This window comes from Actibacterium sp. D185-2, from assembly GCF_054954595.1.
The window spans coordinates 23182-47237 of sequence record NZ_JBPWNX010000006.1; the positions used below are offsets into that span (position 1 = coordinate 23182).

Genomic DNA, 24056 nt, shown 5'->3' on the forward strand with positions numbered 1-24056 from the left:
AGGAAACCCCATGCCCCATATCGTGATCGAATATTCCGCAGCCCTGGACGACAGCCACGACATGCACGCGGTCTGCGCCCATGTCTTCGACGCCGCCGCGGCCACCGGCACCTTCCCCGACACCACGGCGATCAAGGTGCGCGCCCTGCCCTGCGCCTATTCGGTAATCGGAACCGAACCGCAAAGCTTTGCCCATGCCACCGTGCGCCTGCTGGCGGGCCGCGATCTGACCACAAAGGCCGCCGTGACCCAGGCCATTCTGGCCGCATTGGCCGAAAAACTGCCAAAGGTCGGCAGCCTGTCGGTGGACATCAAGGATATCGAGGCGGCAACCTACGCCAAGCGCACCCTGTAACCCAAGGACCGGACCCATGGACGACCAGACCCGCATCGAACTGGAGGCCGCCGCCTTTCGCCGACTGCGCACGCACCTGATGGAGGATCGCGCCGATGTGCAGAATATCGACCTGATGAACTTGGCCGGGTTCTGCCGCAACTGCCTGAGCCGCTGGTATCAGGAAGCCGCCAACGCGCGTGGCATCGCGATGACCAAGGACGAAGGCCGCGAAGCATTCTACGGCATGCCCTATGACGACTGGAAACAGGGCTTTCAAACCGAGGCCGACGCCGACAAACAGGCCGCGTTCGAGACCGCGTTCAAGGAAAACGTGACCGACAGGGGCTGACCCTGCCGCTTTGTCGACCGCCCCCCGCATGATAGATTGTCCCCGCGCCCATTTTGGCGCGGGTTTTGTTTGCGGTGTTTGCACAGGGGCTTTTCAGATGAAGATCGTCAATTGGAATATCGAATGGATGAACCGCTGGTTTTCCGGCAATGCCATGCCGATCTGGAGCAGCACCTCGCTGTCGTCCGATCAGGCGCAGACCGTGGCGCGCAAGGTCGCCAACGTGATCCGGGCGCTGGACCCCGATATCCTGAGCCTGCAGGAAGGCCCCAGCGCCCTGGCCGAGATGCAGCTTTTTCTGGCCGGGTTCCTGTCGGATGCGACGGGCGGACCATTATACGAGCCGCTGATCAGCGCCGATGGCGGCGCGCAGAAACTTTATGTGATGCGCAAGATCGGCGGCCAGGCCGCGGCGATGGATTACGCCACCGACCCGCTGACCCAGGCGCTGCGCGACGGCTGGCAGGCCGATGTGAATGGCGACCTGCTGCTGGAAACCTATGAGTTCACCCGCCTGCCGCTGATCGTGGATATCGACCCGGTGGGCGGCCAGCCGCTCAGGCTGGTGGTGCTGCATACCAAGTCGAAATACGTTCATAACGGCGAGGCGATGTTCACCGACCCCGACACCCGCCAGACCTTCATCGCCGAAGCGATGCAGGCGCGGCGCCGGATCTCGGCCGAAGCGTTCCGCCTGCGGACCTATCTGGACGCGGTGCTGGCGGATGATCTGGACGCCCGCGTGATCGTCACCGGCGATTTCAACGACGGGCCGGGACGCGACTTTTTCGAGCGCTCCTATCTGACCCATAACGTGACCGACATCCTGCTGGGCAGCACGTTTTACCCCGAGCTGATCTTCGGGCATCCCCTGATCGGCCGCGTCGACACCCCCGCCCTGTTCACCGCGCGGTTCGACGATTTCGTGGATAACGTGCAGGACCGGCCGTTGCTGCTGGATCATTTCGTGGTGTCACCGGCGCTGGCCGATTACGTGCGCGACGCCGGAATCGCGCATGATGCGTTCGAAGCGGAACTGGACCGCGCCAATGGCCACCGGGTCGAGCGGCCCAGCGACCACCGCCCGATCTGGGTCGAGATCGGCGCGCCGCTGGCCGGTTGATCCAAAGGCCGCGCCTGCGGCGCGACACCCTTTGATGCGGTGCGCCAGGCGCACCGCGATGCCTCCGGCGGGAGTATTTGTGCCGAGAAGAAGCCGGGATTTCTTTTTCGCTCAAATATCCCCGCCGGAGGCCACCGCGCAAAGCGCGGTCAGATCGCCGATTTCAGGCTTTCTTCGAGATAGATTTCGCGCAGCCGCGCCGCGACCGGGCCGGGCGTTCCGGTGCCGACGGTCGCGCCGTCGATTTCCACCACCGGCATCACGAAGGTCGAGGCCGAGGTGACAAATGCCTCATCCGCCGCTTTCGCCTCGTCGATGGTGAAGGGGCGTTCCTCCACCACCATCTGCGCCTCGCGGGCGAAGCGCAGCACGGCGGCACGGGTGATGCCGTGCAGGATGTCATGGGTCAGATCGCGCGTGATGATCTTGCCGCCCTTGACGATATAGGCATTGTTGCTGGTGCCTTCGGTCACGAACCCGTCCTCGACCAGCCAGGCGTCGTCGGCGCCGGCGGCCTTGGCCATCATTTTGCCCATCGACGGATACAAAAGCTGTACTGTCTTGATGTCGCGCCGGCCCCAGCGGATATCCTCGATCGAGATCACCTTGATCCCGGTTCTGGCCACCGGGCTGTTGGCGAGGCCCGGCTTGGACTGGGTGAACAGCACAAGGGTGGGGGGGCAGGTTTCGGGATCGGGGAAGGCGAAATCGCGGTCCCCCGGTGCGCCGCGGGTGATTTGCAGGTAAACGCCGCCGTCCTCGACACCGTTCAGGCGCACCAGTTCGCGGTGGATTTCCAGCAGATCGTCGAAGGCGGCGGGTTTTTGGATATCCAGTTCGGTCAGCGAGCGTTCCAGCCGGGCCAGATGCCCATCGAAATCGAGCAGCTTGCCACCCAGCACCGAGGTCACCTCGTACACACCATCGGCCATCAGGAAGCCGCGATCGAAGATCGAGACCTTGGCCTCTTCCTCGGGCAGGTAATCCCCGTTCAGATACACGATCCGGCTCATCTTCGTCTCCTTAGCCCCAAAGCGCCGCAAGGGGTGGATGCACCCCGGCCGCGTCAAATTTCAGCGGATGTTCGCGGTCTTCGGCCAGAAGAAGCGGCCCGTCAAGATCCGTTACGCGCGCGCCCTGCGCCAGCAGCGTGGCCGGGGCCATCGCCAGCGACGTGCCGACCATGCAGCCGATCATGATGCCGTAGCCCTGTTCCTGCGCCGCCGCTTTCAGCGCCAGCGCCTCGGTCAGGCCGCCGGTCTTGTCGAGCTTGATGTTGACCAGATCGTATTTGCCCTTCAATCCCGGCAACGATGCGCGATCATGGCAGGCCTCGTCGGCGCAGACCGGCAGCGGGCGTTCGATTTCGGCCAGCATGTCGTCGTCGCCCGCCGGCAGCGGCTGTTCCACCAGTTCGACCCCCAGCCGCACCAGATGCGGCGCCAGGCCGGCATAGACATCGGCGTTCCAACCTTCGTTGGCATCGACGATGATGCGGGCCTTCGGCGCACCGGCGCGCACCGCTTCCAGCCGGGGCATGTCGGCCTCGGTGCCCAGTTTGATCTTCAGCAGCGGGCGGTGGGCATGTGCAGCCGCCGCCGCGCGCATGTTTTCGGGCGTGTCGAGCGAGAGGGTATAGGCGGTGATCTCTGGCCCCGGCACGGGCAGCCCGGCCAGTTCCCACACCCGTTTTCCGGCGCGCTTTGCCGCCAGATCCCACAATGCGCAATCGACAGCATTACGCGCCGCACCTGCAGGAAGGGCATGCTGCAGGGCGGCGCGATCAAGGGGCAGGGACAGCCCCTCGATCTCTTTGGTGACGCTCTCGGGCGTCTCACCATAGCGGGCATAGGGCACACATTCGCCCCAGCCCTGATATCCGCCATCGGCGATGCGCACGGTCAGCACCTGCGCTTCGGTCCGCGACCCGCGCGATATGGTGAAAACCTGCGCCAGGCGGAACGTGTCAGGCGTGACGGTCAGTTTCATGTCATTTCCCCATCGGCGCATCGTGCCCCATAGCGATGAATGCCCCTACGGGCGTGAAGAGCGCCCGGTTTACAGGTTTTCCAGCGCATCGACCAGCCGCGCCGCACCCTGGCGGAACGGATCGACCGCCGGCAAGCCCAGGCGCGCCTCGAGCCCGGCCAGATAGGCCAGCGCGTCATCCTCGCTCATGTGCTGGGTGTTCACCGAGATGCCCACCACCTGAGAGTCGGGATTGGCCACGCGCGCCAGCGGCAGCGCCATGTCGCGCAGCGCCTCGAGGCTGGGCAGCGCATAGCCCGGCAGGCCGCGCATGTGATCGCGGGTGGGTTCGTGGCACAGGACCAGCGCGTCGGGCTGGCCGCCATGGATCAGCGCCATCGTCACCCCCGAATAGGACACATGGAACAGGCTGCCCTGCCCCTCGATCATGTCCCAGTGATCGTCGTCATTGTCGGGCGTCAGCCATTCCACCGCACCGGCCATGAAATCGGCCACCACCGCATCCAGCGGAACACCTTCGCCGGTGATCAGGATCCCGGTCTGCCCGGTGGCGCGGAAGCTGGATTTCAGCCCGCGCGCCTTCATGTCCTTGTCCATCGCCAGCGCGGTATACATCTTACCGACCGAACAGTCGGTGCCCACCGCCAGGCAGCGCTTTCCGCGGCGCTTGACGCCATTGGCGATCGGATAGTCCACCTCGGGCACCCGCACGTCATGCAGGGCGCGACCGCAGGCTTCGGCCACGGCCACCAGATCGGGTTCGTCACGCAACAGGTTGTGCAGACCGGAGGCCAGATCGAAACCTTCCTCCAGCGCCGCCACCAGAACCTTTTTCCAGGCCTGGCTGATCACCCCGCCGCGGTTCGCCACACCGATGACAAGCGTCCGCGCGCCGGCGGCCTTCGCCTCGGCCAGGGTCAGGTCGGGCAGGCGCAGATCGGCCTTGCAGCCTTCCATGCGGAACTGGCCCACGGCGTTGTCCGGGCGCCAGTCGCGGATGCCCTGGGCGACCTTCGCGGCAAGCTGGTCCGGCGCATCGCCAAGGAACAGCAGATAAGGGGTTTCGATCATCTGTGCATCTCCGGGAAAACTTTGAAGAAAAGCTAGCAGAGCGGTGCAAAATGTCCTCTCAAACTTGCCACCCGCACCCCGGCCCGGCACAAGAAACTTCGATTCTGGGGCGTCTGTGTCGAAGAAACATGCATGTGGCCCAAGCGGCGCGCGCAAAACACGCTGCGGGGCGGCGTCGGCGGGCGCGTCCAAAAGACGGCTTGATGCATGTTGTGCAATATCCTATCGAAAGCCCAAACCAGAACATAACTTCAGTATCAAAGGGTTTCTCATGAGCTTCCGCATTCAGCCCAGCCCCCCGGCCCGCCCGAACCGTTGCCAGTTGTTCGGCCCCGGCTCGCGCCCCGCGATCTTCGAGAAAATGGCCGGCAGCGCCGCCGACGTGATCAACCTCGATCTGGAAGACAGCGTGGCGCCCGACGACAAGCCGCAGGCGCGCAAGAACATCATTCAGGCGGTCGGCGATATCGACTGGGGCGGCAAATATCTGTCGGTCCGCATCAACGGGCTGGATACGCCCTATTGGTACCGCGACGTGGTTGACCTGCTGGAACAGGCCGGCGACCGGCTGGATCAGATCATGATCCCCAAGGTGGGTTGCGCGGCGGATGTTTATGCGGTGGATGCGCTGGTCACGGCGATCGAAACCGCCAAGGGCCGCACCAGGCCGATCAGCTTCGAGGTGATCATCGAAAGCGCGGCGGGCATCGCCCATGCCGAGGAAATCGCCGCCGCGTCGCCGCGCCTGCAGGCAATGTCGCTTGGGGCCGCCGATTTCGCGGCCTCGATGGGGATGCAGACCACCGGGATCGGCGGCACGCAGGAAAATTACTACATGCTGCACGAGGGCGCGAAACACTGGTCGGATCCGTGGCACTGGGCCCAGACCGCCATCGTCGCCGCCTGCCGCACCCATGGCGTGCTGCCGGTCGACGGCCCGTTCGGCGATTTCAGCGACGACGAAGGCTTTCGCGCCCAGGCCCGCCGCTCGGCCACGCTGGGCATGGTCGGGAAATGGGCGATTCACCCCAAGCAGATCGCCATCGCCAACGAGGTGTTCACCCCCTCCGAAGAGCAGGTGCGCGAAGCGCGCGAGATCCTGGCCGCGATGGAACAGGCCAAGGCCAACGGCGAAGGCGCCACAGTCTACAAGGGTCGTCTGGTGGATATCGCCAGCATCAAGCAGGCCGAGGTGATCGTGCGCCAGTCCGAAATGATCGCGGGCTAAATCGCCGCAGCCGACACCTGCGCATCGGCTTTGTCCGGCCCGATGCGCAGGTGTTGCTTCAGCCGCGCGCATGTTATCCACCCGCCGGATTCGAACCTGATCGCCGGTCTCCCTTCCCCATCGCACCTCTGATCGCACCGGCGCGCTTTGCATGTCTTGCTCAGTTGCAAATTCCGCCCCCGCCCGTCATATATCCTGCAGTAAATGGCGGGAGTCCCCTGATGAACTATCTCGAATTCGAAAAGCCGCTGGCCGAGATCGAAGGCAAGGCCGAAGAGCTGCGCGCAATGGCGGTGGCGAATGAAGAGATGGACGTGAAACAGGAAGCGGCGGCGCTGGACAAGAAAGCCGCCGATCTGCTGCGCGACATCTACAAGGATCTGTCGCCGTGGCGCAAATGCCTGGTGGCGCGCCATCCCGACCGGCCGCATTGCAAGGATTACATCGAGACCCTGTTCACCGAATACACCCCGCTGGCCGGCGACCGCAATTTCGCCGACGATCACGCGGTGATGGGCGGGCTGGCCCGGTTCAACGATCAGCCGGTGATGGTGATCGGCCAGGAAAAGGGCTTCGACACCAAGACCCGGATCGAACGCAATTTCGGCATGGCCCGGCCCGAAGGGTATCGCAAGGCGATTCGCCTGATGGAAATGGCCGACAAGTTCAACCTGCCGGTGATCACGCTGGTGGACACCCCCGGCGCCTACCCCGGCAAAGGCGCCGAAGAGCGCGGCCAATCCGAAGCGATCGCGCGCAGCACCCAGAAATGCCTGGAAATCGGCGTGCCGCTGGTCTCGGTCATCATCGGCGAGGGCGGCTCGGGCGGGGCGGTGGCCTTTGCCACCGCGAACCGGCTGGCGATGCTGGAGCATTCGGTCTATTCGGTGATCTCGCCCGAGGGCTGCGCAAGCATCCTGTGGAAGGACGCAGAAAAGATGCGCGAGGCCGCCGAGGCGCTGCGCCTGACTGCGCAGGATCTGAAAAAGCTGGGCGTGATCGACCGGATCATTAGTGAACCCGTGGGCGGTGCCCAGCGCGACCGCGAGGCGGCGATCCAATCGGTCGGACGCACCATCGCCGCGATGCTGGAAGAACTGAACGGCAAGGACCGCAAGGCGCTCGTCGCCGACCGCCGCAAGAAGTTTCTCGGCATGGGATCAAAAGGGCTGGCGGCCTAGCGTCAGCGGCGACCGAAGCGCATCAAATTGCGCGCCTTCGGCGCAAGACTTTTTAGGGCCCTGCGGGCCGCTATGCCTCCGGCGGGGATATTTCGCCCAAAGCAACATACGACGGGATCCCCTCCCAATTGCTTTGGTGCAAATATCCCGGGGTTTGGGGCAGCGCCCCAATCAAACGCATGTCGTGCGCCGCAGGCGCGCCGGTTGAACACACCGGCCTGACAACCGGCGGCCTTTTACCACATCGTCTGTGCGGCCCGGCCCGGCCATTCGCGGTCATAGGCCAGTCCATCGATCTCGCCTTGCGTCATCTCGGTCAGGATATCGCCGGGGCTGGGCAGGCCCGCGCTTTGATCGCCCGAGGTCCACAGCCCCGCCCGCATCACCGCGCGGGCGCATTGGGTGTAGATCTCGGCGATGGCAATCACGATCACGCTGCGCGGCTGTTTGCCGGCGCGCTCGAACCGGGCGCGCAGCCCGTCGTCCAGCGTGATCCGCGCGGTACCGTTCACCCGCACAACCGTGGCGGATCCCGGCACCATGAACATCAGCGACACCCGGCCGTCGGTCACGATGTTGCGCAAGCTGTCGATCCGGTTGTTGCCGCGCCAGTCGGGCAGGGCCAAGGTGCCCGGGTCCAGTTCCAGCACCACTGGGCCGTCGTCGCCGCGCGGGCTGCCATCGGTGCCGCCCTCCCCCACCGTGGACAGAACGCAAAATCGCGCCGCCATGATCCAGCGCCGGTACTGCGGAGTCATCTGGCGGGCCACCTTGCGCAGCGCGGGCTGTCCGGGTGGGCCATACAGCGCCTCGAGCGTGGCGACCGAGGTTACGAACTCCATTATCTCAGCCCTCCTTGCGAAAGCCCGCCTCGGCCATCAGCGCGTCCGAGGCGGTCTCGACCGTGCGTTCCAGCCCGGTCATGAATTCCTCGATTGGGCGGCCCGCCGGAATGCGCGGCAGGAACTCGACCACCGCCAGGCCCGGCTTGCGGTAAATACCGGTGCGCGGCCAGAACACGCCGACATTGGTGGCGGCGGGCACGCAATCCTGTTCGAGCTGCTCGTACAGGATGCCGGTGCCTATCTTGTAGGGCTTATGCACCCCCGGCGCCACGCGGGTGCCCTGTGGATAGATGATCATCTGCCCCGGTTCCGTCCGGCCCTTGTGCACGTCATCGACCATCTTCCTGATCGCCTGCCCGCGCTTGCCCCGGTCCACCGCCACACAGCCGATGCGACCGGCATAATAACCCAGAACCGGCGCCCAGCGCAGCGATTTCTTCATGATGAACTTGGGGCGCGGGGTCACCGACACGATCATGATGATGTCGAAGAACGACTGGTGCTTGGCTGCGATCAGCACCTCGTCGCCGGGCGGCGTGCCACGAATTTCAGAGCGCAGGCCGATCATCCAGCGCGCGGTCCAGCGCACCCAGTTGCAATAGGCATGGATGGCATGAAATGCCCATGGGCGCGAAACCAGCGCGAAGGGCGTGAAGAACAGCGCCAGTACCCCCATCATCAGATACATCTGCCCCACGAACAGAAGCGAGCGCAGCCAGCGCCAGCCATGGCCAAGCCTGTGCATCAGGTGATCCCCCTCAAAACCCGCAACGCGGCGGTGCGCGTCGCCCAGAACGCCACAAGTGCCGCCAGCGGCGGAATCAACAGCGGCAGCAGCCAGCCCACGCCCTGAAATCCCAGCCCGGTCAGGAACCCGCCCGCCGGATCGGCGCCCGGCAGCAGCGCGATCCCGATCATGCCCAGCACGGTGCCCGCAGTCGCGCCCTGCAGCGCGCGCCCGGTAAAGCGACGCACGAAGGCGCGGGCGATATACACATCGCGCGCACCGACCAGCCGCAGCACCTTGATGACACCGGCATTGGCGGCCAGCGCGGCATTTGCCGACAGGGTGATCATCGCCGCCGTGGTCAGCCCGATCAGCAGGATCGACACCAGCCCCAGCATCCGCAGCCGGTCGGCGGCGCGCACCAGCGGGCGGCGCCAGCGGGTGTGGTCGTCCAGCACCGCGCCCGGCGCTTCGGCCGTCAGCCGCAGGCGCATCCCGTCGGCGTCGTAACCGTCGCCCTCCTCGGTCAGCTCGATGAGACGCGGCAGCGGCAGGCTGTCCACCGGCAGGTCGGGGCCGAACCAGGGTTCCAGCAGGGCGCGCTGTTCCTCGTCGCTCAGGACGCGCGGCTCGGCCACGCCCGGTGTGGTCCACAAGATCGCCATCACCGCGTCGGTCTGGGCCTGCATCTGCCCCTCGGGCGCGGAAATACGGATCGTCGCGGTGCGCGCCAGCGCCTCGGACCAGCGGTCGGCCAGCCGTCCGGTGGCCAGCGACAGGGCCAGCGCGAACACCGCCAGAAAGGCCATCGCCGCGGCGCTGAACACCGTCAGCCCCACGGTAAAGCCGCTGGGCGGCACTACCCGGTCGGCCTGCCGGTCGCCCGCCAGAAGCGCGCCAAGACGGATCAGCCCGCCGCTCACAGATCGGCCCCGGCAAGCTGGATGCGCCGGTCCTTGATCCGCAGCACCCGCGCCGCGACCTGCGCCTTGGCGGCGCGGATCAGGTTCAGGTCATGGGTCGCGATCAGGATTGTCTTGCCCATCTTGTTCAACTCGACCAGCAACTGCAACAGGCGCAGCGACATGTCCCAGTCCACATTGCCGGTGGGCTCGTCGGCCAGGATCACATCGGGCGACATGATCACCGCACGGGCCAGGGCCGCGCGCTGCCGCTCGCCGCCCGACAGGTGCGGCGGCAGGGAGCCCGCCTGATCGGCAAGCCCCACCCAGGTCAGCAACTCGCCCAGGTTTTCGGCCTCGCCCCCGACATCGCGGCCGGTCGCGGTCAGCGGCAGGGCCACGTTTTCCGACAGCGGCAAATGATCGAGAAACTGACAGTCCTGATGCACGACCCCGATCCGCTGGCGGCTGCGCGCCACATCGTCGCGGCTCATGGTGTGCACATCCTGTCCAAACAGATGCACTTGTCCAGCGGTCGGCAGCAACTCACCATAACACAGCTTCAGCAGCGTGGACTTGCCAGCCCCCGAGGGCCCGGTCAGAAAATGGAACGATCCCTGCGCCAGCCGCAGGGTGACCTCTTCCAGAAGCGCGCCGCCGCCATAGCTATGGGCCACCTTGTCCAGTTCGATCACAGCGCTCTCCGCTTCGGGTTGCGGCTGTTTTGCCCCACCCTGCGCGATGTTTCAATTGCGCAGCGCCGCAAATGCTTTGAATTTCGCACGCGCGTGATACAACATAGGCCAAACACAGGCAGAAACGCGGTTCACAAAACAAACTGCGAACGGGGGCGATATGCGGCTGATTTGCCCGAATTGCGACGCTCAGTATGAAGTTGACAGCACGGTTATCCCTTCGGGGGGGCGCGATGTTCAATGCTCCAATTGCGGCCACACCTGGTTTCAGCCGGGGGCCGACGACCTGCAAGCGGCAGATATGACCGATGCGCCCGCCATGGCGACCGAACCCGACCCCGCACCGCCCCCCGACATCACGCCCGAGATCGAAGAGCCGGAACCGGCCCCCGAAACACCGGCCCCGCGCCGCAAGGCGCTGGATGACAGCGTTCTGGACGTTCTGCGCGAAGAGGCCGAGCGCGAGGCCAAGGCCCGACGCAGTGAAGCCCGCGCCGAGCCGTTGGAAAGCCAGCCGGATCTGGGTCTCGAAGGCATGGCCGCCACCGCGCAGCCCGAATTGCAGGAGCGCATGGCCCGGCTGCGCGGGGTGGCACCGGATGCCCCCGAAACCGGATCGGGCGCGCGGCGCGATCTGCTGCCCGATATCGAAGAGATCAACTCGACCCTGCGGGCCACCTCCGACCGGCAGGCCGCACAGGGACATACCGGCGCCGAGGTGCTGGAAAACACCCCCCTGCCGCGCAGGCGCAACGGGTTCGGGCTTGGCTTCGGCGCGGTGGTCCTGATCGGGGCGCTGGCGGCGGCGATTTATATTCTGGCGCCCAAGATCGTGATGATGGTGCCCGCCACGCAACCGTTTCTGACCAGCTATGTCGCCGCAGTGAACGCGGCGCGTGATGTGCTGAATGGCAATCTGATCGCCCTGACCGAAAAAATGACCGAATTCGTGATCAGCCTGACAAAATAAGGCCGCGCCGCCGGCCTGTCAGAACCTGTCGAGCAACCGCTTGAGATAGTCCAGCTCGGCCTCGGGGCGCGCCTGATCCGCAGAGCGGCGGCGAATTTCATCCTGCAACTCGCGCGCGCGGCCATAGATATCATCGCCCTGAAGCAGGCTTTCCTCGGTCCCGACCCGGCCTTGCGCGCCGCGTTCACGGCCCAGCGGGTCGCGCTGCTGGTCGGGGTTGGCGCGGCCCATCGCCTCGCCCTGCTGGCCCTGGCTGTTTTGCTGTTGCTGCTGGGCCAATGCCTCGCCCAGATTGCGCATCCCCTCGCGCAGCGCATCCATCGCTTCGGCCTGATTGTCCAGCGCCCCGGCCAGATCGTCGCGGCGCAACCCATCTTCGGCGCGTTCCATCGCGCGGCCGGCGCGGTCCAGCGCATCGCGCGCGGCTTCGCCCTCGGCGCCGCCCAGCCCCGGCAGCCCCTGTTGCTGGCGGCGTAATTCATCGCGCAGCGCCTGCTGACGCTCGGCCAGACTTTGCTGTTGGCCGGGCTGCTGACCCTCACCCTGATCGCCACCCTGCGCTTCGCCTTCGCCCTGCTGGCCGTCATGGCTCTGACCCTGGCCCTGGCCACCATTCCGGCCCTCGTTCTCGGGGTTTTCGCCGGCCTGGGCACCGGGGTTGAACTGTTCCTGCAAATCGCGGAACGCCTGATCGGACAGGCCCTGTTGATCGCGCAGGGTTTCGGCCAGACCTTCCATCGCCTGCGCGCCGGGGCTTTGCTGGTCGCCGCCCTGTGTGACCTGCATGTTCTGCATCATCTCGCTGAGTTGCTGCAGCAACTGCTGCGCCTCGGCCATGCGGCCCTGCTCCATCAGTTCCTGAATCCGGTCCAGCATTTGTTGCAGCTGGTCGCCGGTGATTTCCTGCGCGTTCTGATTGTCGGCCTGCTGGGTACCCTGTTCCTGCTGCTGCTGGGCCAGTTGGCGGATGTAATCCTGCATCGCCTCCTGCAATTCCTGCATCAGCGCGGCGATCTCGTCCTCGTTGGCACCGTTGCGCATCGCCTCCGACAGGCGGTCCTGCGCGCGTTGCAGCCGCTCCATCGCGTCCGACAGATCGCCCAGTTCGACCTGAAGCGCGATATCCCACAGCACCTGTGCGACCTCATCGCGCGCTTCAACCGTCAGGCCCGCGTCAATCCCGGCCTCAAGCTGGCGCAGAACGGTACGGAATTTCAGATAGACCGCACTGTCGCGGAACACCGTTTCCGGCTGATAGCTGACCGCGCGCAGCACCTGGCTGACCCGGCGGCCATTTTCCCGCGTCCACAGCAGATCGCGCCGCTGCTCGATGATCGCGCGCGCCAGCGGGTCGAAAAAACGCCGCCCCGGCAACAGCATCGCGGTGGGCCCGGACTGCCCCGTCTGGCCGCGGGCATCCTCGACCCCCAACACCATCCGCACCGGCAGGCCGGACCAGGGATGCTGCGACAGGTTTTCGATGATGGTTTCGGTGAATTCGGTCCGGTCGCCGGTGATCGTCATCGGCAGGTCCAGCACCAGCGCGGCGCGCGGCTCTGGGTCCAGGATCAGCCCGTACCGGCGATCCACCGCGCCCATATCAAGGGTCACCGTGGCCCGCCCGCCGGTCACGCCGTAATCGTCGCGCGCGGTAAAGGGTTGCTCCATCTGGCCATCCGCCGCCCATTCGGCCGGTCCGGCAAAGGCCACCACCGGGGGCTGGTCCGGGGCGATCGCAACCGCCCATTCCCGCCCGCCGGGCCCGTCGATGCTGATCGTGCCTTCCTGCACCACCTCGAAGCTTTGACCCGCGCCGTCGGACAGCGCGGCCTCGGGCAGGGCCTGCCCCGAGACGGACTCGGACACCGACAGCGCGCCCGCTTCGCCATAGAGGCGCAGGGTGACGCGGCTGCCCTCGGACACGGCCACATTACCGGGTGCGAGATCGTTCAGATACAGGCTGGGCTTGGCGGTATAGGCGGGCGGCTCGATCCAGCCTTCCCAGGCAGGGCCGGCGGCCAGCGCGCTGCCGGTTCCAAGCTGCGCCACATCGGCCACACGCCAGAGCGAGCCGAACAGCAGCGCGGCCGCGAAGGCGGTCACCGCCACATAGCGCAGCCCGTAGGGATCGCGCGCCGATACGCGCAGATCGGGCGCAACCGCGCGGGCAAGTTTGACCCGTTCGGCCATGCGGGCCAGATGGGCGCGCCACACGGCCTCGGACGCGGCATCGCCGGCGCCGATCGCCTGACTGTCGCGCAGCGCGGCGATGGGGCGGCCCGGCAGGGTCTGATCCAGCCGGGCCAATGCGGCCTCGCGGCTGGGCCAGCGAAACCCGCGCAGCCCGGCGATCAGCGTCCATAGACCCGCCAGCGCCGCCACACCAAGCCCGGCCCAGACCGCCCATTGCGGCGCGTGGTCCTGAACCCCGAAGGCCAGCGCCGCCAGCACCAGAAGCAACACGGTCCAAAGCGGCCAGAACGCGCGCGTCACGCGCTCGGCCAGCATCCCCCAGCGCGTCAGGCGCAGGGGCCGGGCCAGCGTTTCCATCGCCGGAAATGTGGTGTGGTCGATTTCGGTCATCTACCCGTCCGGTGCCGGCATCGGCCGGCTGTCCCGAAGGATGGTATCCCGGAAAACCGGCAGGTCAAAGCCTTCTGCCCGCATATGACGGGGGTTTGATCGGCGCGCCGCCGGTTACAGCCAGTCGGGCACCGTGTCGCGCGCGATGATCTGTGCATAGCTGGGCCGGGCCCGGATCACCGCAAAGCGGTCGCCCTGCACCAGAACCTCGGGGATCAGCGGGCGGGTGTTGTATTCCGACGCCATCACCGCGCCATAGGCCCCGGCCGAACGGAACGCGATCAGATCGCCCGCCGCGACCGGCGCCATCTGCCGCTGCTTGGCAAATGTGTCGCCGGATTCGCAGACCGGGCCGACAATGTCGTATGGTCCCTGTTCGGTCCCCGGCGCGGGTTCCACCACCGGCACGATATCGTGATAGGCACCATACATGGCCGGGCGGATCAGATCGTTCATCGCCGCGTCGACGATCAGGAAATCACGCCCTTCGCCCGATTTCACATAGATCACCCCGGTGACCAGAATGCCCGCATTGCCGGCGATCAGGCGGCCCGGCTCGATCTCGATCTCGCAGCCCAGATCGGCTAGTTCTTCCTTGATCATCGCGCCATATTCGACGGGCAGCGGCGGCGCGGTGTTGGACCGCTCATAGGGAATGCCCAGGCCCCCGCCCAGATCCAGCCGGCGGATGTCGTGCCCGTCGGCGCGCAGTGCGCGGGTCAGTTCGGCCACCTTGCGATACGCCAGGCGGAACGGTTCCAGATCGGTCAGCTGGCTGCCGATATGCACGTCGATGCCCACGACCCGAAGCCCCGGCAGCGCGGCGGCCTCGGCATAGACTTCGCGCGCGCGGGCGATTGGGATACCGAACTTGTTTTCCGATTTTCCGGTGGCGATCTTTTCATGGGTCTTGGCATCCACATCCGGGTTCACCCGGACGGTAACCGGCGCGACCACGCCCAGCGCCAGCGCCACCTCGTTCAGCGCCAGCATTTCGGGTTCGGATTCCAGATTGAACTGGCGAATGCCGCCCACCAGCGCGTCGTGCATTTCCGCGCGGGTTTTGCCGACACCCGAAAACACGATCTTGTCGCCCGCGAACCCGGCGGCCAGCGCGCGGGCGTATTCCCCGCCCGAGACCACATCGACCCCGGCGCCCAGCCCCGCCATCAGTTTCAGAACCGCCTGGTTGGAATTGGCCTTCATCGCATAGCAGACCAGATGATCCATCCCCGCCAGCGCCTCGTCGAACAGGGTGAAATGCCGGGTCAGAGTGGCGGCGGAATAGCAATAGAACGGCGTACCGACCGCCTGCGCGATTTCGGACACGGCCACGTCTTCGGCGTGCAGAACGCCATTGCGGTAAAGAAAATGATCCATCAGTCGATCGGCCTTGAACGGAGGAAAAGATAGAGCGGCAGCCCGCAGGAAACGCCGATCAGCAAGGTGGCGGGAATCGCCAGAAGCGCGCCCCAGTTCCGGCGCACCGCCGTTTCGGCGATGATCCAGACCGTCAGCGCGACGGCAGCGATCAGCAGGTCCCAGAACAGGCCGGTGCTGGCGGCATTGACCTGCCAGGCACTGATCATCGCACCCGGGCCAAAGCCATTGGCGCGGGTCCACCCGATGAAATGGACCATCGGATGCACAGCCCCCCACAGGGCAAGGGCAAGATAGATCAGACGCAGTGCGGACATCGGCGGCTCACTCGGCGGCGGGTTTCGCCGCGATGTAGCGGACCTGCGCCGCCTTGGCAAAGTGTTATGCGCTCAGCCGCCGCCGGTAACGCCCACCTCGACCGTACCCGAGATCGTGATCCCCGGCGCGGGCGTCTCATCCTCGGACGGAATGTGATCGCCACAGGCGGCCAGCGTCAGCGTGCACAAAAGGACGCAAAACGCAGCCCTCACAGCCCCACCGCCACGGCGACGTTGCCGGCGCGCACCCCGACCGAACTGTTGGTGCTGATCCCGTTCGACCCGACGCTGATGCCGGTATTCAATGTCGGTTTCACCGGCGGGCCATCCGCCCCGCAGGCCGAAAGCGCCGTCAGCGCAACAAACAGGGCTGCAATCCTCATCCGAGCCTCTCTTTCCAGCGGGCGATCTGCGCACGCACCTGCACCGGTGCGGTTCCACCATAGCTGACGCGGCTGGCAACGGAATTGCCGACCCCCAGCACATCGAACACATCGGCGGTGATCTGCGCATGAACGCCCTGCATATCCGCCAGCGTCAGGTCGGGCAGATCGCAGCCCCGGCCCTCGGCCAGCGCGACCAGCGTGCCGGTCACATGATGGGCATCGCGGAACGGCATGTCCAGCGCCCGCACCAGCCAATCGGCCAGATCGGTCGCAGTGGAAAACCCGCTGGCGGCGGCGGTTTCAAGGGCCCCGACATTGGCGGCCATGTCCTTGACCATTCCCTCCATCGCGGCCAGTGCCAGCATCAGGCTGTCGGCGGCATCGAACACCTGTTCCTTGTCTTCCTGCATGTCCTTGGAATAGGCCAGCGGCAGCCCCTTCATCACCATCATCAACGCGACATTGGCCCCGAAGATGCGCCCGATCTTGGCGCGGATCAGTTCCGCCGCATCCGGGTTTTTCTTTTGCGGCATGATCGAACTGCCGGTGGAAAAGCGGTCGGACAGCGTCACGAACCGGAACTGCGCCGAGGACCAGATCACCAGTTCTTCGGCGAAGCGCGACAGGTGCATCGCGCAGATCGACGCCGCCGACAGGAATTCCAGCGCGAAGTCGCGGTCGCTGACCGCATCCAGACTGTTGGCGGCCGGGCGGTCAAAACCCAGCGCCCGCGCCGTCATATCCCGGTCGATCGGGAACGACGTGCCCGCCAGCGCGGCGGCCCCCAGGGGCGATTCATTCATCCGCGCGCGGGCATCGCGAAACCGCGACAGATCCCGGCCCAGCATTTCCACATAGGCCATCATGTGGTGGCCCCAGGTCACCGGCTGTGCGGTCTGCAGATGGGTGAAACCGGGCATGACCCAATCGGCCCCGGCCTCGGCCTGGGTCAGCAGCGCGCGGATCAGCGTCTCGATCCCGCCCATGGCGGCGTCGATCTGATCGCGCACCCACAGCTTGAAGTCGGTCGCCACCTGATCGTTGCGCGACCGCGCGGTGTGCAGCCGCCCGGCGGGTTCGCCGATCAGAGCCTTCAGCCGGGCCTCCACATTCATGTGGATATCCTCCAGCGCGGTGGAAAAGGCGAATTCGCCGCGCTCGATCTCTGACAAGACCGTGAGCAGCCCTTCCCGGATCGCGTCGGCATCGCTATCGGTAAGGATGCCCGTTGCCGCCAACATGGCGGCATGGGCGCGAGAGCCTTGAATGTCCTGCGCGGCCATCCGCTTGTCGAACCTGATCGAGGCATTGATCGCCTCCATGATCGCGTCCGGTCCGGCGGCGAAACGGCCGCCCCACATGGCGTTCGAGCTGTCTTTGGTCATGAGATCGCCCCTGGAGGGAAAATGAGAATATCGCGCGTGTTTCGTTTCGTCGTCCTCTACACGGCCCTTGCGCTGGGTGCAAATACGGCCCTTGCCGATACGGCCGCGCTGATGGCGCTGCGCGACGGCACGCTGAAGAAGCTGTCGTTCCATCGCAGCCCGGTCGAGGTGCCCGATATCGTCCTGGTGGACATGGCGGACACGCCGCGCAGCCTGGCCGAATATCGCGGTAAATATGTGCTGCTGAACTTCTGGGCCACCTGGTGCCCGCCCTGCCGCAAGGAAATGCCGGGACTGGCGGCGCTGCAGGCCGACATGGGCGGCGATGACTTCGCGGTGGTGACCGTGGCGGTGGGGCGCAATTCGGTGCGCGGCATCACCAAGTTCTTCGATGAGATCGAGGTCGACAACCTGCCGCTTCTGCGCGACCCGCAACAGGCGCTGGCCCGTGAAATGGCGGTGCTGGGGTTGCCGATCACCGTAATCCTGTCACCCGACGGGCAGGAAATCGCCCGCCTGCAGGGCGATGCCGAATGGGACAGCGACAGCGCCAGGGCGATCATCGCCGGGCTGATCGCGGGCGACAGCTAGGCGAAAAATCTTCCCGAAGATTTTTCCGGTCGAAGAAAATTCGTGAATTTTCTTCAGTGCGACCTCAGCCCAGCGCCGCCACCCGGTCATGCGCGGGGCAGGTCACGATATGGTCGTTCACCATGCCCGTGGCCTGCATGAAGGCATAGACGATGGTCGGGCCACAGAACTTGAACCCGGCCTTTTTCAGGTCCTTCGAGATCTGGCGCGACAACGGCGTGTCAGCGGGCACCTCGGCCATGCTGAAAAAGCGGTTCTGAATGGGCCGACCGTCCACATAATCCCACAGCAAGCTGTCAAAGCCCTGCCGCGCCTCGATTTCGGCCCAGACCCGGGCATTGGTGATCGCGGCCTCGATCTTGCCGCGGTGGCGCACAATACCCGGATCGGCCAGCAGGCGCTGCACCTCATCCGCGCCCCAGCCGGCGATCACATCGGGATCGAACCCGGCAAAGGCCGCGCGGAAATTATCGCGCTTTTTCAGAATGGTGATCCAGCTCAACCCGGCCTGAAACCCATCCAGAATCAGCTTTTCCCACAAGGCGCGGCTGTCACGCTCGGGTACGCCCCATTCGGTATCGTGATAGGCAATATAAATCGGCTCCTGGCCGCACCATCCACACCGCTCCCCCATGAAAAACCCTTTCAATCAATGGCTTGGCACACTAATTCGCATTTTAGCACAATTAGAACAAAATGCGAATATTAAGAGCTTGTTAGCGGTTCGGACGGCAATGTGATCTCAGCCGCAGCGGAGGGCAGAATGCAGACAGGCATGCAGATCACGGAACTGGCCAGCCTGGGTGTGGATGACAGCCCGCTTTCGGCAGCGACGGACGCGCGCGACCGCGACACGCTGTCCATGGTGCGCCGCGCGCTGGATCAACGCGATGTGATGCTGGCCTATCAGCCCGTCATGGCGGCGGGGGGCCACCCGCAACCGGCGTTCTACGAAGGGTTGATCCGCATCCTCGACGGCACCGGGCGGATCATACCCGCACGCGATTTCATCGACACGGTCGAAACCACCGAACTGGGCCGGATCATCGACTGCACCGCGCTGGAACTGGGCCTGAGCGCGCTGGCCCGGGCCCCGGCCCTGCGCCTGTCGGTCAACATGTCGGCCCGCTCGATCGGCTATCCGCGCTGGATACAGACCCTGAACGCGGGGCTGGCGCAGGATCACACGATGGCCGAGCGGCTGATCCTGGAAATCACCGAAAGCTCGGCCATGGTCATGCCCGATCTGGTCACCGTCTTCATGCGCGATCTGCAACGGCGCGGCATCGCCTTCGCGCTTGACGATTTCGGGGCCGGCTATACCTCGTTCCGGTATTTGCGCGACTTCTATTTCGACATCCTCAAGATCGACGGCCAGTTCATCCGCGGCATCCACCAAACACCCGACAATCAGGTGCTGACCGGCGCGCTGATCTCGATCGCACAGCATTTCGACATGTTCACCGTGGCCGAAAGCGTCGAAACCGCCGACGACGCCCGGTTTCTGCAACAGGCGGGTATCGACTGCATGCAGGGATATTTCTTTGGGGCGCCCAGCATCGCGCCCCCGTGGAAGGCCCGCGCGCCGCGACAAAAGACCGCCTGAGCGCCAGTAATTTCGCAAGTGCGGCATTCGATTGTTGCCCCAGCGCCGCCGACAGCTTACCTGTTTGGTCGACTGCGGGGGCATTTTGGGCGCCGCACCCGATACTGGCCGTGCCCGACCCCGTTCGCAACCCGAGGGGAGAGGATTTTACCCATGACCAATGTAGTGATCGTTTCGGCCGCGCGCACAGCCGTCGGCAGCTTCAACGGCGCCTTTGCCAACACACCCGCCCACGCGCTTGGCGCGTCGGTGCTGGAGGCCATCGTCGCCCGCGCCGGAATCGACAAATCCGAAGTATCGGAAACGATCCTCGGTCAGGTCCTCACCGCCGGTCAGGGCCAGAATCCGGCCCGCCAGGCCCATATCGCCGCCGGTCTGCCCATCTCCTCTGCCGCCTGGGGCATCAATCAGGTTTGCGGCTCGGGCCTGCGCGCCGTCGCGCTGGCGGCCCAGCATATCCAGCTTGGTGATGCCGCGATCGTGGCTGCCGGTGGTCAGGAAAACATGAGCCTGTCGCCCCATGTCGCGCATCTGCGCGCAGGTCAGAAGATGGGCGACATGAAAATGATCGATTCCATGATCAAGGACGGGCTGTGGGATGCGTTCAACGATTATCACATGGGCCAGACCGCCGAAAATGTCGCCGAGCAGTGGCAGATCAGCCGCGACACCCAGGACGAATTCGCGCTGGCCTCGCAAAACAAGGCCGAGGCCGCGCAGAAGGCCGGCAAGTTCAAGGATGAAATCGTCCCCTTCACCGTCAAGACCCGCAAGGCCGAAATCGTGGTGGATGCCGATGAATATATCCGCCACGGCGTGACGATCGAAACCATGCAAAAGCTGCGCCCGGCCTTTACCAAGGACGGCTCGGTCACCGCCGGCAACGCCTCTGGCATCAATGACGGCGCCGCCGCCGTGCTGCTGATGAGCGCGGAAGAGGCCGAAAAGCGCGGGCTGGAACCGCTGGCGCGCATCGCCTCCTACGCCACGGCCGGGCTGGACCCGTCGGTCATGGGCGTGGGGCCGATCTATGCCTCGCGCAAGGCGCTGGACAAGGCGGGCTGGAACCCCGGCGATCTGGATCTGGTCGAGGCGAACGAAGCCTTCGCCGCCCAGGCCTGCGCGGTGAACAAGGACATGGGCTGGAACCCCGAGATCGTGAATGTGAACGGCGGTGCCATTGCCATCGGCCACCCGATCGGTGCGTCCGGTTGTCGCATTCTGAACACCCTGCTGTTCGAGATGCAGCGCCGCGATGCCAAGAAGGGCCTTGCCACGCTGTGTATTGGCGGTGGTATGGGCGTTGCCATGTGCCTTGAGCGCCCGTAACAAATTTATTAAACCTTCGAAAGCGGGGCGCAATAATGTTGCGCCCCGCTTATTGTTTTCGTAGGAAGATTTCCGAAACAACCAGCGATCGGAGGAATCATGGCTAAAGTCGCACTCGTCACCGGCGGCACCCGCGGTATCGGAGCAGCGATCAGTGTCGCGCTGAAAAATGCGGGATATTCCGTTGCCGCGAACTTTGCAGGCAACGAAGAGGCCGCCGCGAAATTCACCGAAGAGACCGGCATCCCGACCTATAAGTGGTCGGTCGCAGAGTATGACGCCTGCGCCGCCGGTATCGCCAAGGTCGAGGAGGAGCTTGGCCCGGTCGAGGTTCTGGTGAACAATGCCGGCATCACCCGCGACGCCATGTTTCATCGGATGACGCCGCAGCAGTGGAAAGAGGTGATCGACACCAATCTTTCGGGCGTATTCAACATGACCCATCCGATCTGGCCCGGTATGCGCGAGCGTAAATTCGGCCGCGTGATCACCATCAGTTCGATCAACGGCCAGAAGGGTCAGGCCGGTCAGGCGAACTATTCGGCCTCCAAGGCGGGCGATCTTGGCCTCACCAAGGCGCTGGCCCAGGAAGGCGCGCGCGCCGGCATCACCGTGAACGCGATTTGCCCCGGCTATATCGGCACCGACATGGTCATGGCCGTGCCGGAAAAGGTGCGCGACGCAATCATCGCGCAAATTCCGATCGGTCGTCTGGGCGAACCCGAGGAAATCGCGCGCTGCGTGGTGTTCCTGGCCTCGGACGATGCCGGGTTCATCACCGGCTCGACCCTCACTGCCAATGGCGGTCAGTTCTTCGTCTGACACCGCGTCGGCAAACGACCAAAGGCCGGGCTGCAATGCCCGGCCTTTTTCGTTTGCACTGGCGCGGGGCGATGCGGGCGGCTATCGCTTTCGCATGACCCGCAAACGCGCCACATCCATTGGTTTCATCGCTGTCCTGCTTTGGGCGCTTCTGGCCCTGTTCACCGTGGGATCGGCCCCGGTGCCGCCATTGCAGCTGAACGCGATCTGCTTTGCCATCGGCGGGGGGATCGGCCTGATCTGGGCGTTGAAAACCGGCGGGTTGGCGCGGTTGCGCGGGATCGGCTGGAAGGTCTATGCCTTCGGCACCGCCGGGCTGTTCGGCTATCACGCGCTGTATTTCTCGGCGCTGCGGCTGGCCCCTGCGGCCGAGGCCGGGCTGATCGCCTATTTGTGGCCGCTGCTGATCGTGCTGTTTTCGGGCCTTCTGCCCGGCGAGACCCTGCGCCCCGGGCATATCCTGGGTGGATTGATCGGCTTTGCCGGCGCGGCGCTGATCGTGGCGCGCGGCGCGTGCGGGTTCCAAGGCGATGCGCTGCCCGGTTATGGCCTGGCGCTTTTGTGTGCGCTGACATGGGCCGGATATTCCGTGCTGTCACGGCGACTGGGCCGCGTGCCGACCGAAAGCGTCGCGGTGTTCTGTCTGGCCACGGCGGCGCTGTCGCTGCCGCTGCACCTGACGTTGGAACAAACCGTCTGGCCCGCCACGGCGCTTGGCTGGGCGTCGTGTCTGGCACTGGGGATCGGGCCGGTCGGGCTGGCCTTTTACGTGTGGGATATCGGCGTGAAACGCGGTGATATCCAGCTTCTGGGCGTGGCCAGCTATGCGGCGCCGCTGTTGTCGACGCTGGTTCTGGTCATCGCCGGGATCGCCCCGCCATCGGCAACATTGTTCGCTGCCGCGGTTCTGATCACGGCGGGGGCGGCGCTGGCGGCCCGCGCCAGCGCCAAACTGTCCTAACCCTGCGACAGGCGTTGGATCTGTTCTTTCAGGCGAAGTTTCTGCTTTTTCAAAGCAGCGATATGGAGGTCATCAAAGCCGGGGCTGCGTTGCGCTTTCTCAACGCGCTCCGAGAGGGTCTCGTGTTTTTTGCGGAGTTCCTGAAGATGCGAACTCATTGTCATGGCCGTCCTCCTCTCATTTGACACATCGTTGTTACAGTCCACCACAGAATCCGAGTCGTGTCACGCGATCTGAGAACTCGTCTTTGAAACAATCTTACCAATGCCGGCATATGACCGACATTTTAGCCAACCGACCAGGGCAGCGGCGCGCCATTGCGCAAGACTGCGCCGATGGTTGGGGTATAGCTGTCGCGGTCCCCGTCATGCGCCGCCCCGTCGTGCAGAACGATTGGCGGGCACAGCCGGAACGCGCCGCGCCCGCCCTTGACCACCCGCAACAGCACCAGCTTGGCTGCCCGCCCGGCGCGCGGGGCCAGTGGCAACAATTCAGCGCTGCCCGCCCGCGCATCCAGCGCGGCCAGCAATTCCGGCACACGTTCGGCCCGCTGGATCATGGTCAGCCGCCCCTTCGGTGCCAAGCGGCGGAGCGCGGCATCGACCCAGGCGGCCAGCGGGGTTTCGCCACCCAGCGCGGTTTCGCGCCCGCTGTCGCTGGCCGGGGTGCCCCGGTCGCGCAGGTAATAGGGCGGGTTGGCGATGACATGGTCAAAACTGCGCTGGCGCAGCGTATCGGGCATCGCGGCGATGTCGCCCTCGACCACCTCCAGCGCGATGCCGTTGTCCGCGGCATTGCGACGCGCCAGCGCGGCATAGTCCGGTTGCAGTTCGATCCCCGCCAGCGTGATCCCCGGCACCCGCGCGCCCAGACACAGGCTGGCCACCCCCGCGCCGCAGCCCAGTTCCAGCACCCGCTCAGCGGGCCTTGCCGGCACCGAAGCGGCCAGGAATACCGGATCGACCCCGGCCCGGTAGCCGGCGCGCGGCTGGCGGATATGCAGCCGCCCGCCCAGGAACCGATCCTGCGTCAAATCCGCGTCGGCGAAGGGCACTCAGCGTGCCTCCGGCAGGGGAATATCGTTATCTGTCAGGATGTCGCGGGCGCGGGTCAAATCGCCGTCCCGCACCATCACCCGGCGCGGCAATATGCCGATGGAGCCTTCCAGGACGCTCATGTGGACATCCATCTGAAAGCAGTCTATCCCCTCTCCCTGAAGGAGCGTGGTGGCGAAGGCCACAAGGGTCGGGTCGTTGGTGCGCAGGAGCTCTTTCATATC

At 65.3% G+C, this 24056-nt stretch carries 28 protein-coding genes; 11 read left to right on the forward strand and 17 right to left on the reverse strand.

The annotated features are described in order from the left end of the window. Positions 1–10: 10 nt before the first annotated feature. The 3 genes from ACSR1C_RS11835 (at position 11) to ACSR1C_RS11845 (ending at position 1809) form a co-directional block, all read left to right on the forward strand. Positions 11–355, forward strand: coding sequence for a 5-carboxymethyl-2-hydroxymuconate Delta-isomerase (locus ACSR1C_RS11835; protein ID WP_460259583.1), 345 nt, complete (start codon positions 11–13; stop codon positions 353–355). A gap of 16 nt (positions 356–371) precedes the next feature. Further along, positions 372–686, forward strand: coding sequence for a DUF1244 domain-containing protein (locus tag ACSR1C_RS11840; RefSeq protein ID WP_460259584.1), 315 nt, complete (start codon positions 372–374; stop codon positions 684–686). Between the two features lie 97 nt (positions 687–783). Further along, entirely contained in the window at positions 784–1809 is a 1026-nt protein-coding gene (locus ACSR1C_RS11845; RefSeq protein WP_460259585.1) for an endonuclease/exonuclease/phosphatase family protein, read from the forward strand. A gap of 149 nt (positions 1810–1958) precedes the next feature. Here ACSR1C_RS11845 and ACSR1C_RS11850 read toward each other — a convergent pair whose 3' ends face one another. The 3 genes from ACSR1C_RS11850 to dgcN all read right to left on the reverse strand — a co-directional run bounded on the left by ACSR1C_RS11850 (position 1959) and on the right by dgcN (position 4869). Further along, positions 1959–2822 (reverse strand): D-amino-acid transaminase, encoded by an 864-nt coding sequence (locus ACSR1C_RS11850; protein ID WP_460259586.1) that lies wholly within the window; start codon positions 2820–2822, stop codon positions 1959–1961. A gap of 10 nt (positions 2823–2832) precedes the next feature. Continuing rightward, positions 2833–3798: an N-acetyl-D-Glu racemase DgcA gene (dgcA, locus tag ACSR1C_RS11855; protein ID WP_460259587.1), complete on the reverse strand. Its 966-nt coding sequence runs from the start codon at positions 3796–3798 to the stop codon at positions 2833–2835. A gap of 69 nt (positions 3799–3867) precedes the next feature. Further along, positions 3868–4869, reverse strand: coding sequence for an N-acetyltransferase DgcN (gene dgcN, locus ACSR1C_RS11860; protein WP_460259588.1), 1002 nt, complete (start codon positions 4867–4869; stop codon positions 3868–3870). Positions 4870–5140: 271 nt separating this feature from the next. Between dgcN and ACSR1C_RS11865 the strand changes: the two genes are divergently transcribed. Next, positions 5141–6097, forward strand: a complete 957-nt coding sequence (locus ACSR1C_RS11865; RefSeq protein WP_460259589.1) for an L-malyl-CoA/beta-methylmalyl-CoA lyase — start codon at positions 5141–5143, stop codon at positions 6095–6097. A gap of 221 nt (positions 6098–6318) precedes the next feature. Then, entirely contained in the window at positions 6319–7278 is a 960-nt protein-coding gene (locus ACSR1C_RS11870) for an acetyl-CoA carboxylase carboxyltransferase subunit alpha (RefSeq protein ID WP_460259590.1), read from the forward strand. 236 nt (positions 7279–7514) lie between these two features. Here the strand turns inward: ACSR1C_RS11870 and ACSR1C_RS11875 are convergent, their stop codons facing one another. From ACSR1C_RS11875 to ACSR1C_RS11890, 4 genes are read right to left on the reverse strand one after another with little or no spacing between them, the layout of a single operon-like run. Continuing rightward, positions 7515–8120, reverse strand: a complete 606-nt coding sequence (locus ACSR1C_RS11875) for a pyridoxamine 5'-phosphate oxidase family protein (protein WP_460259591.1) — start codon at positions 8118–8120, stop codon at positions 7515–7517. Positions 8121–8124: 4 nt separating this feature from the next. Continuing rightward, positions 8125–8868, reverse strand: coding sequence for a lysophospholipid acyltransferase family protein (locus tag ACSR1C_RS11880; protein WP_460259592.1), 744 nt, complete (start codon positions 8866–8868; stop codon positions 8125–8127). Beyond that, positions 8868–9773: a cell division protein FtsX gene (locus ACSR1C_RS11885; RefSeq protein WP_460259593.1), complete on the reverse strand. Its 906-nt coding sequence runs from the start codon at positions 9771–9773 to the stop codon at positions 8868–8870. Before ACSR1C_RS11885 ends, ACSR1C_RS11880 begins: the two co-directional genes overlap by 1 nt. Continuing rightward, entirely contained in the window at positions 9770–10447 is a 678-nt protein-coding gene (locus ACSR1C_RS11890) for a cell division ATP-binding protein FtsE (protein ID WP_460259594.1), read from the reverse strand. The genes ACSR1C_RS11885 and ACSR1C_RS11890 overlap by 4 nt, the downstream gene beginning before the upstream one ends. A gap of 160 nt (positions 10448–10607) precedes the next feature. Here ACSR1C_RS11890 and ACSR1C_RS11895 point away from each other — a divergent pair, with 160 nt between their 5' ends. Beyond that, entirely contained in the window at positions 10608–11417 is an 810-nt protein-coding gene (locus ACSR1C_RS11895; RefSeq protein WP_460259595.1) for a zinc-ribbon domain-containing protein, read from the forward strand. A gap of 18 nt (positions 11418–11435) precedes the next feature. On the opposite strand, the gene ACSR1C_RS11900 is transcribed toward ACSR1C_RS11895, so the two are convergent. The 6 genes from ACSR1C_RS11900 to argH all read right to left on the reverse strand — a co-directional run bounded on the left by ACSR1C_RS11900 (position 11436) and on the right by argH (position 17468). After that, positions 11436–14000: a TIGR02302 family protein gene (locus ACSR1C_RS11900; protein ID WP_460259596.1), complete on the reverse strand. Its 2565-nt coding sequence runs from the start codon at positions 13998–14000 to the stop codon at positions 11436–11438. A gap of 114 nt (positions 14001–14114) precedes the next feature. Further along, positions 14115–15380, reverse strand: coding sequence for a diaminopimelate decarboxylase (gene lysA / locus ACSR1C_RS11905; RefSeq protein ID WP_460259597.1), 1266 nt, complete (start codon positions 15378–15380; stop codon positions 14115–14117). Next, on the reverse strand, positions 15380–15697 hold the full coding sequence (locus ACSR1C_RS11910) for a DUF2834 domain-containing protein (protein ID WP_460259598.1): 318 nt from the start codon (positions 15695–15697) through the stop codon (positions 15380–15382). The genes lysA and ACSR1C_RS11910 overlap by 1 nt, the downstream gene beginning before the upstream one ends. A 72-nt stretch (positions 15698–15769) precedes the next feature. Next, positions 15770–15910, reverse strand: a complete 141-nt coding sequence (locus tag ACSR1C_RS11915) for a hypothetical protein (protein ID WP_460259599.1) — start codon at positions 15908–15910, stop codon at positions 15770–15772. Beyond that, the gene (locus ACSR1C_RS11920) at positions 15907–16080 is read right to left on the reverse strand and encodes a hypothetical protein (protein WP_460259600.1); all 174 of its coding nucleotides are present in this window, start codon (positions 16078–16080) and stop codon (positions 15907–15909) included. Before ACSR1C_RS11920 ends, ACSR1C_RS11915 begins: the two co-directional genes overlap by 4 nt. Then, entirely contained in the window at positions 16077–17468 is a 1392-nt protein-coding gene (argH, locus tag ACSR1C_RS11925) for an argininosuccinate lyase (RefSeq protein ID WP_460259601.1), read from the reverse strand. Before argH ends, ACSR1C_RS11920 begins: the two co-directional genes overlap by 4 nt. A gap of 21 nt (positions 17469–17489) precedes the next feature. Here argH and ACSR1C_RS11930 point away from each other — a divergent pair, with 21 nt between their 5' ends. Then, the gene (locus tag ACSR1C_RS11930) at positions 17490–18059 is read left to right on the forward strand and encodes a TlpA family protein disulfide reductase (protein ID WP_460259602.1); all 570 of its coding nucleotides are present in this window, start codon (positions 17490–17492) and stop codon (positions 18057–18059) included. 64 nt (positions 18060–18123) lie between these two features. Here the strand turns inward: ACSR1C_RS11930 and ACSR1C_RS11935 are convergent, their stop codons facing one another. Next, positions 18124–18693 (reverse strand): DNA-3-methyladenine glycosylase I, encoded by a 570-nt coding sequence (locus ACSR1C_RS11935; RefSeq protein ID WP_460259603.1) that lies wholly within the window; start codon positions 18691–18693, stop codon positions 18124–18126. 129 nt (positions 18694–18822) lie between these two features. Between ACSR1C_RS11935 and ACSR1C_RS11940 the strand changes: the two genes are divergently transcribed. The 4 genes from ACSR1C_RS11940 (at position 18823) to yddG (ending at position 22777) form a co-directional block, all read left to right on the forward strand. Further along, positions 18823–19665 carry an EAL domain-containing protein gene (locus tag ACSR1C_RS11940; RefSeq protein WP_460259604.1) on the forward strand — a complete coding sequence of 281 codons (843 nt, stop codon included), beginning with the start codon at positions 18823–18825 and terminating at the stop codon, positions 19663–19665. 153 nt (positions 19666–19818) lie between these two features. Next, positions 19819–20994 carry an acetyl-CoA C-acetyltransferase gene (locus ACSR1C_RS11945; RefSeq protein ID WP_460259605.1) on the forward strand — a complete coding sequence of 392 codons (1176 nt, stop codon included), beginning with the start codon at positions 19819–19821 and terminating at the stop codon, positions 20992–20994. Positions 20995–21093: 99 nt separating this feature from the next. Then, positions 21094–21816 carry an acetoacetyl-CoA reductase gene (gene phbB, locus ACSR1C_RS11950; protein WP_460259606.1) on the forward strand — a complete coding sequence of 241 codons (723 nt, stop codon included), beginning with the start codon at positions 21094–21096 and terminating at the stop codon, positions 21814–21816. Between the two features lie 94 nt (positions 21817–21910). Continuing rightward, a complete protein-coding gene (gene yddG / locus ACSR1C_RS11955; protein WP_460259607.1) occupies positions 21911–22777 on the forward strand; it encodes an aromatic amino acid exporter YddG in 867 nt (288 codons plus the stop codon). Here yddG and ACSR1C_RS11960 read toward each other — a convergent pair. The 3 genes from ACSR1C_RS11960 to ACSR1C_RS11970 form a co-directional block, all read right to left on the reverse strand. Beyond that, positions 22774–22941: a YdcH family protein gene (locus ACSR1C_RS11960; protein WP_460259608.1), complete on the reverse strand. Its 168-nt coding sequence runs from the start codon at positions 22939–22941 to the stop codon at positions 22774–22776. The genes yddG and ACSR1C_RS11960 overlap by 4 nt on opposite strands. Positions 22942–23063: 122 nt before the next feature. Further along, positions 23064–23831, reverse strand: coding sequence for a tRNA1(Val) (adenine(37)-N6)-methyltransferase (locus ACSR1C_RS11965; protein ID WP_460259609.1), 768 nt, complete (start codon positions 23829–23831; stop codon positions 23064–23066). Further along, on the reverse strand, positions 23832–24053 hold the full coding sequence (locus tag ACSR1C_RS11970) for a putative signal transducing protein (protein WP_460259610.1): 222 nt from the start codon (positions 24051–24053) through the stop codon (positions 23832–23834). Positions 24054–24056 lie beyond the last annotated feature (3 nt).

Bases quoted from the DNA above. Each gene is read 5' to 3' on its own strand.
- ACSR1C_RS11835 (WP_460259583.1), top strand. From the start codon at position 11: ATGCCCCATATCGTGATCGAATATTCCGCAGCCCTGGACGACAGCCAC.
- ACSR1C_RS11840 (WP_460259584.1), top strand. From the start codon at position 372: ATGGACGACCAGACCCGCATCGAACTGGAGGCCGCCGCCTTTCGCCGA.
- ACSR1C_RS11845 (WP_460259585.1), top strand. From the start codon at position 784: ATGAAGATCGTCAATTGGAATATCGAATGGATGAACCGCTGGTTTTCC.
- ACSR1C_RS11850 (WP_460259586.1), bottom strand. From the start codon at position 2,822: ATGAGCCGGATCGTGTATCTGAACGGGGATTACCTGCCCGAGGAAGAG.
- dgcA (WP_460259587.1), bottom strand. From the start codon at position 3,798: ATGAAACTGACCGTCACGCCTGACACGTTCCGCCTGGCGCAGGTTTTC.
- dgcN (WP_460259588.1), bottom strand. From the start codon at position 4,869: ATGATCGAAACCCCTTATCTGCTGTTCCTTGGCGATGCGCCGGACCAG.
- ACSR1C_RS11865 (WP_460259589.1), top strand. From the start codon at position 5,141: ATGAGCTTCCGCATTCAGCCCAGCCCCCCGGCCCGCCCGAACCGTTGC.
- ACSR1C_RS11870 (WP_460259590.1), top strand. From the start codon at position 6,319: ATGAACTATCTCGAATTCGAAAAGCCGCTGGCCGAGATCGAAGGCAAG.
- ACSR1C_RS11875 (WP_460259591.1), bottom strand. From the start codon at position 8,120: ATGGAGTTCGTAACCTCGGTCGCCACGCTCGAGGCGCTGTATGGCCCA.
- ACSR1C_RS11880 (WP_460259592.1), bottom strand. From the start codon at position 8,868: ATGCACAGGCTTGGCCATGGCTGGCGCTGGCTGCGCTCGCTTCTGTTC.
- ACSR1C_RS11895 (WP_460259595.1), top strand. From the start codon at position 10,608: ATGCGGCTGATTTGCCCGAATTGCGACGCTCAGTATGAAGTTGACAGC.
- ACSR1C_RS11900 (WP_460259596.1), bottom strand. From the start codon at position 14,000: ATGACCGAAATCGACCACACCACATTTCCGGCGATGGAAACGCTGGCC.
- lysA (WP_460259597.1), bottom strand. From the start codon at position 15,380: ATGGATCATTTTCTTTACCGCAATGGCGTTCTGCACGCCGAAGACGTG.
- ACSR1C_RS11910 (WP_460259598.1), bottom strand. From the start codon at position 15,697: ATGTCCGCACTGCGTCTGATCTATCTTGCCCTTGCCCTGTGGGGGGCT.
- ACSR1C_RS11920 (WP_460259600.1), bottom strand. From the start codon at position 16,080: ATGAGGATTGCAGCCCTGTTTGTTGCGCTGACGGCGCTTTCGGCCTGC.
- argH (WP_460259601.1), bottom strand. From the start codon at position 17,468: ATGACCAAAGACAGCTCGAACGCCATGTGGGGCGGCCGTTTCGCCGCC.
- ACSR1C_RS11930 (WP_460259602.1), top strand. From the start codon at position 17,490: ATGAGAATATCGCGCGTGTTTCGTTTCGTCGTCCTCTACACGGCCCTT.
- ACSR1C_RS11935 (WP_460259603.1), bottom strand. From the start codon at position 18,693: ATGGGGGAGCGGTGTGGATGGTGCGGCCAGGAGCCGATTTATATTGCC.
- ACSR1C_RS11940 (WP_460259604.1), top strand. From the start codon at position 18,823: ATGCAGACAGGCATGCAGATCACGGAACTGGCCAGCCTGGGTGTGGAT.
- ACSR1C_RS11945 (WP_460259605.1), top strand. From the start codon at position 19,819: ATGACCAATGTAGTGATCGTTTCGGCCGCGCGCACAGCCGTCGGCAGC.
- phbB (WP_460259606.1), top strand. From the start codon at position 21,094: ATGGCTAAAGTCGCACTCGTCACCGGCGGCACCCGCGGTATCGGAGCA.
- yddG (WP_460259607.1), top strand. From the start codon at position 21,911: ATGACCCGCAAACGCGCCACATCCATTGGTTTCATCGCTGTCCTGCTT.
- ACSR1C_RS11960 (WP_460259608.1), bottom strand. From the start codon at position 22,941: ATGACAATGAGTTCGCATCTTCAGGAACTCCGCAAAAAACACGAGACC.
- ACSR1C_RS11970 (WP_460259610.1), bottom strand. From the start codon at position 24,053: ATGAAAGAGCTCCTGCGCACCAACGACCCGACCCTTGTGGCCTTCGCC.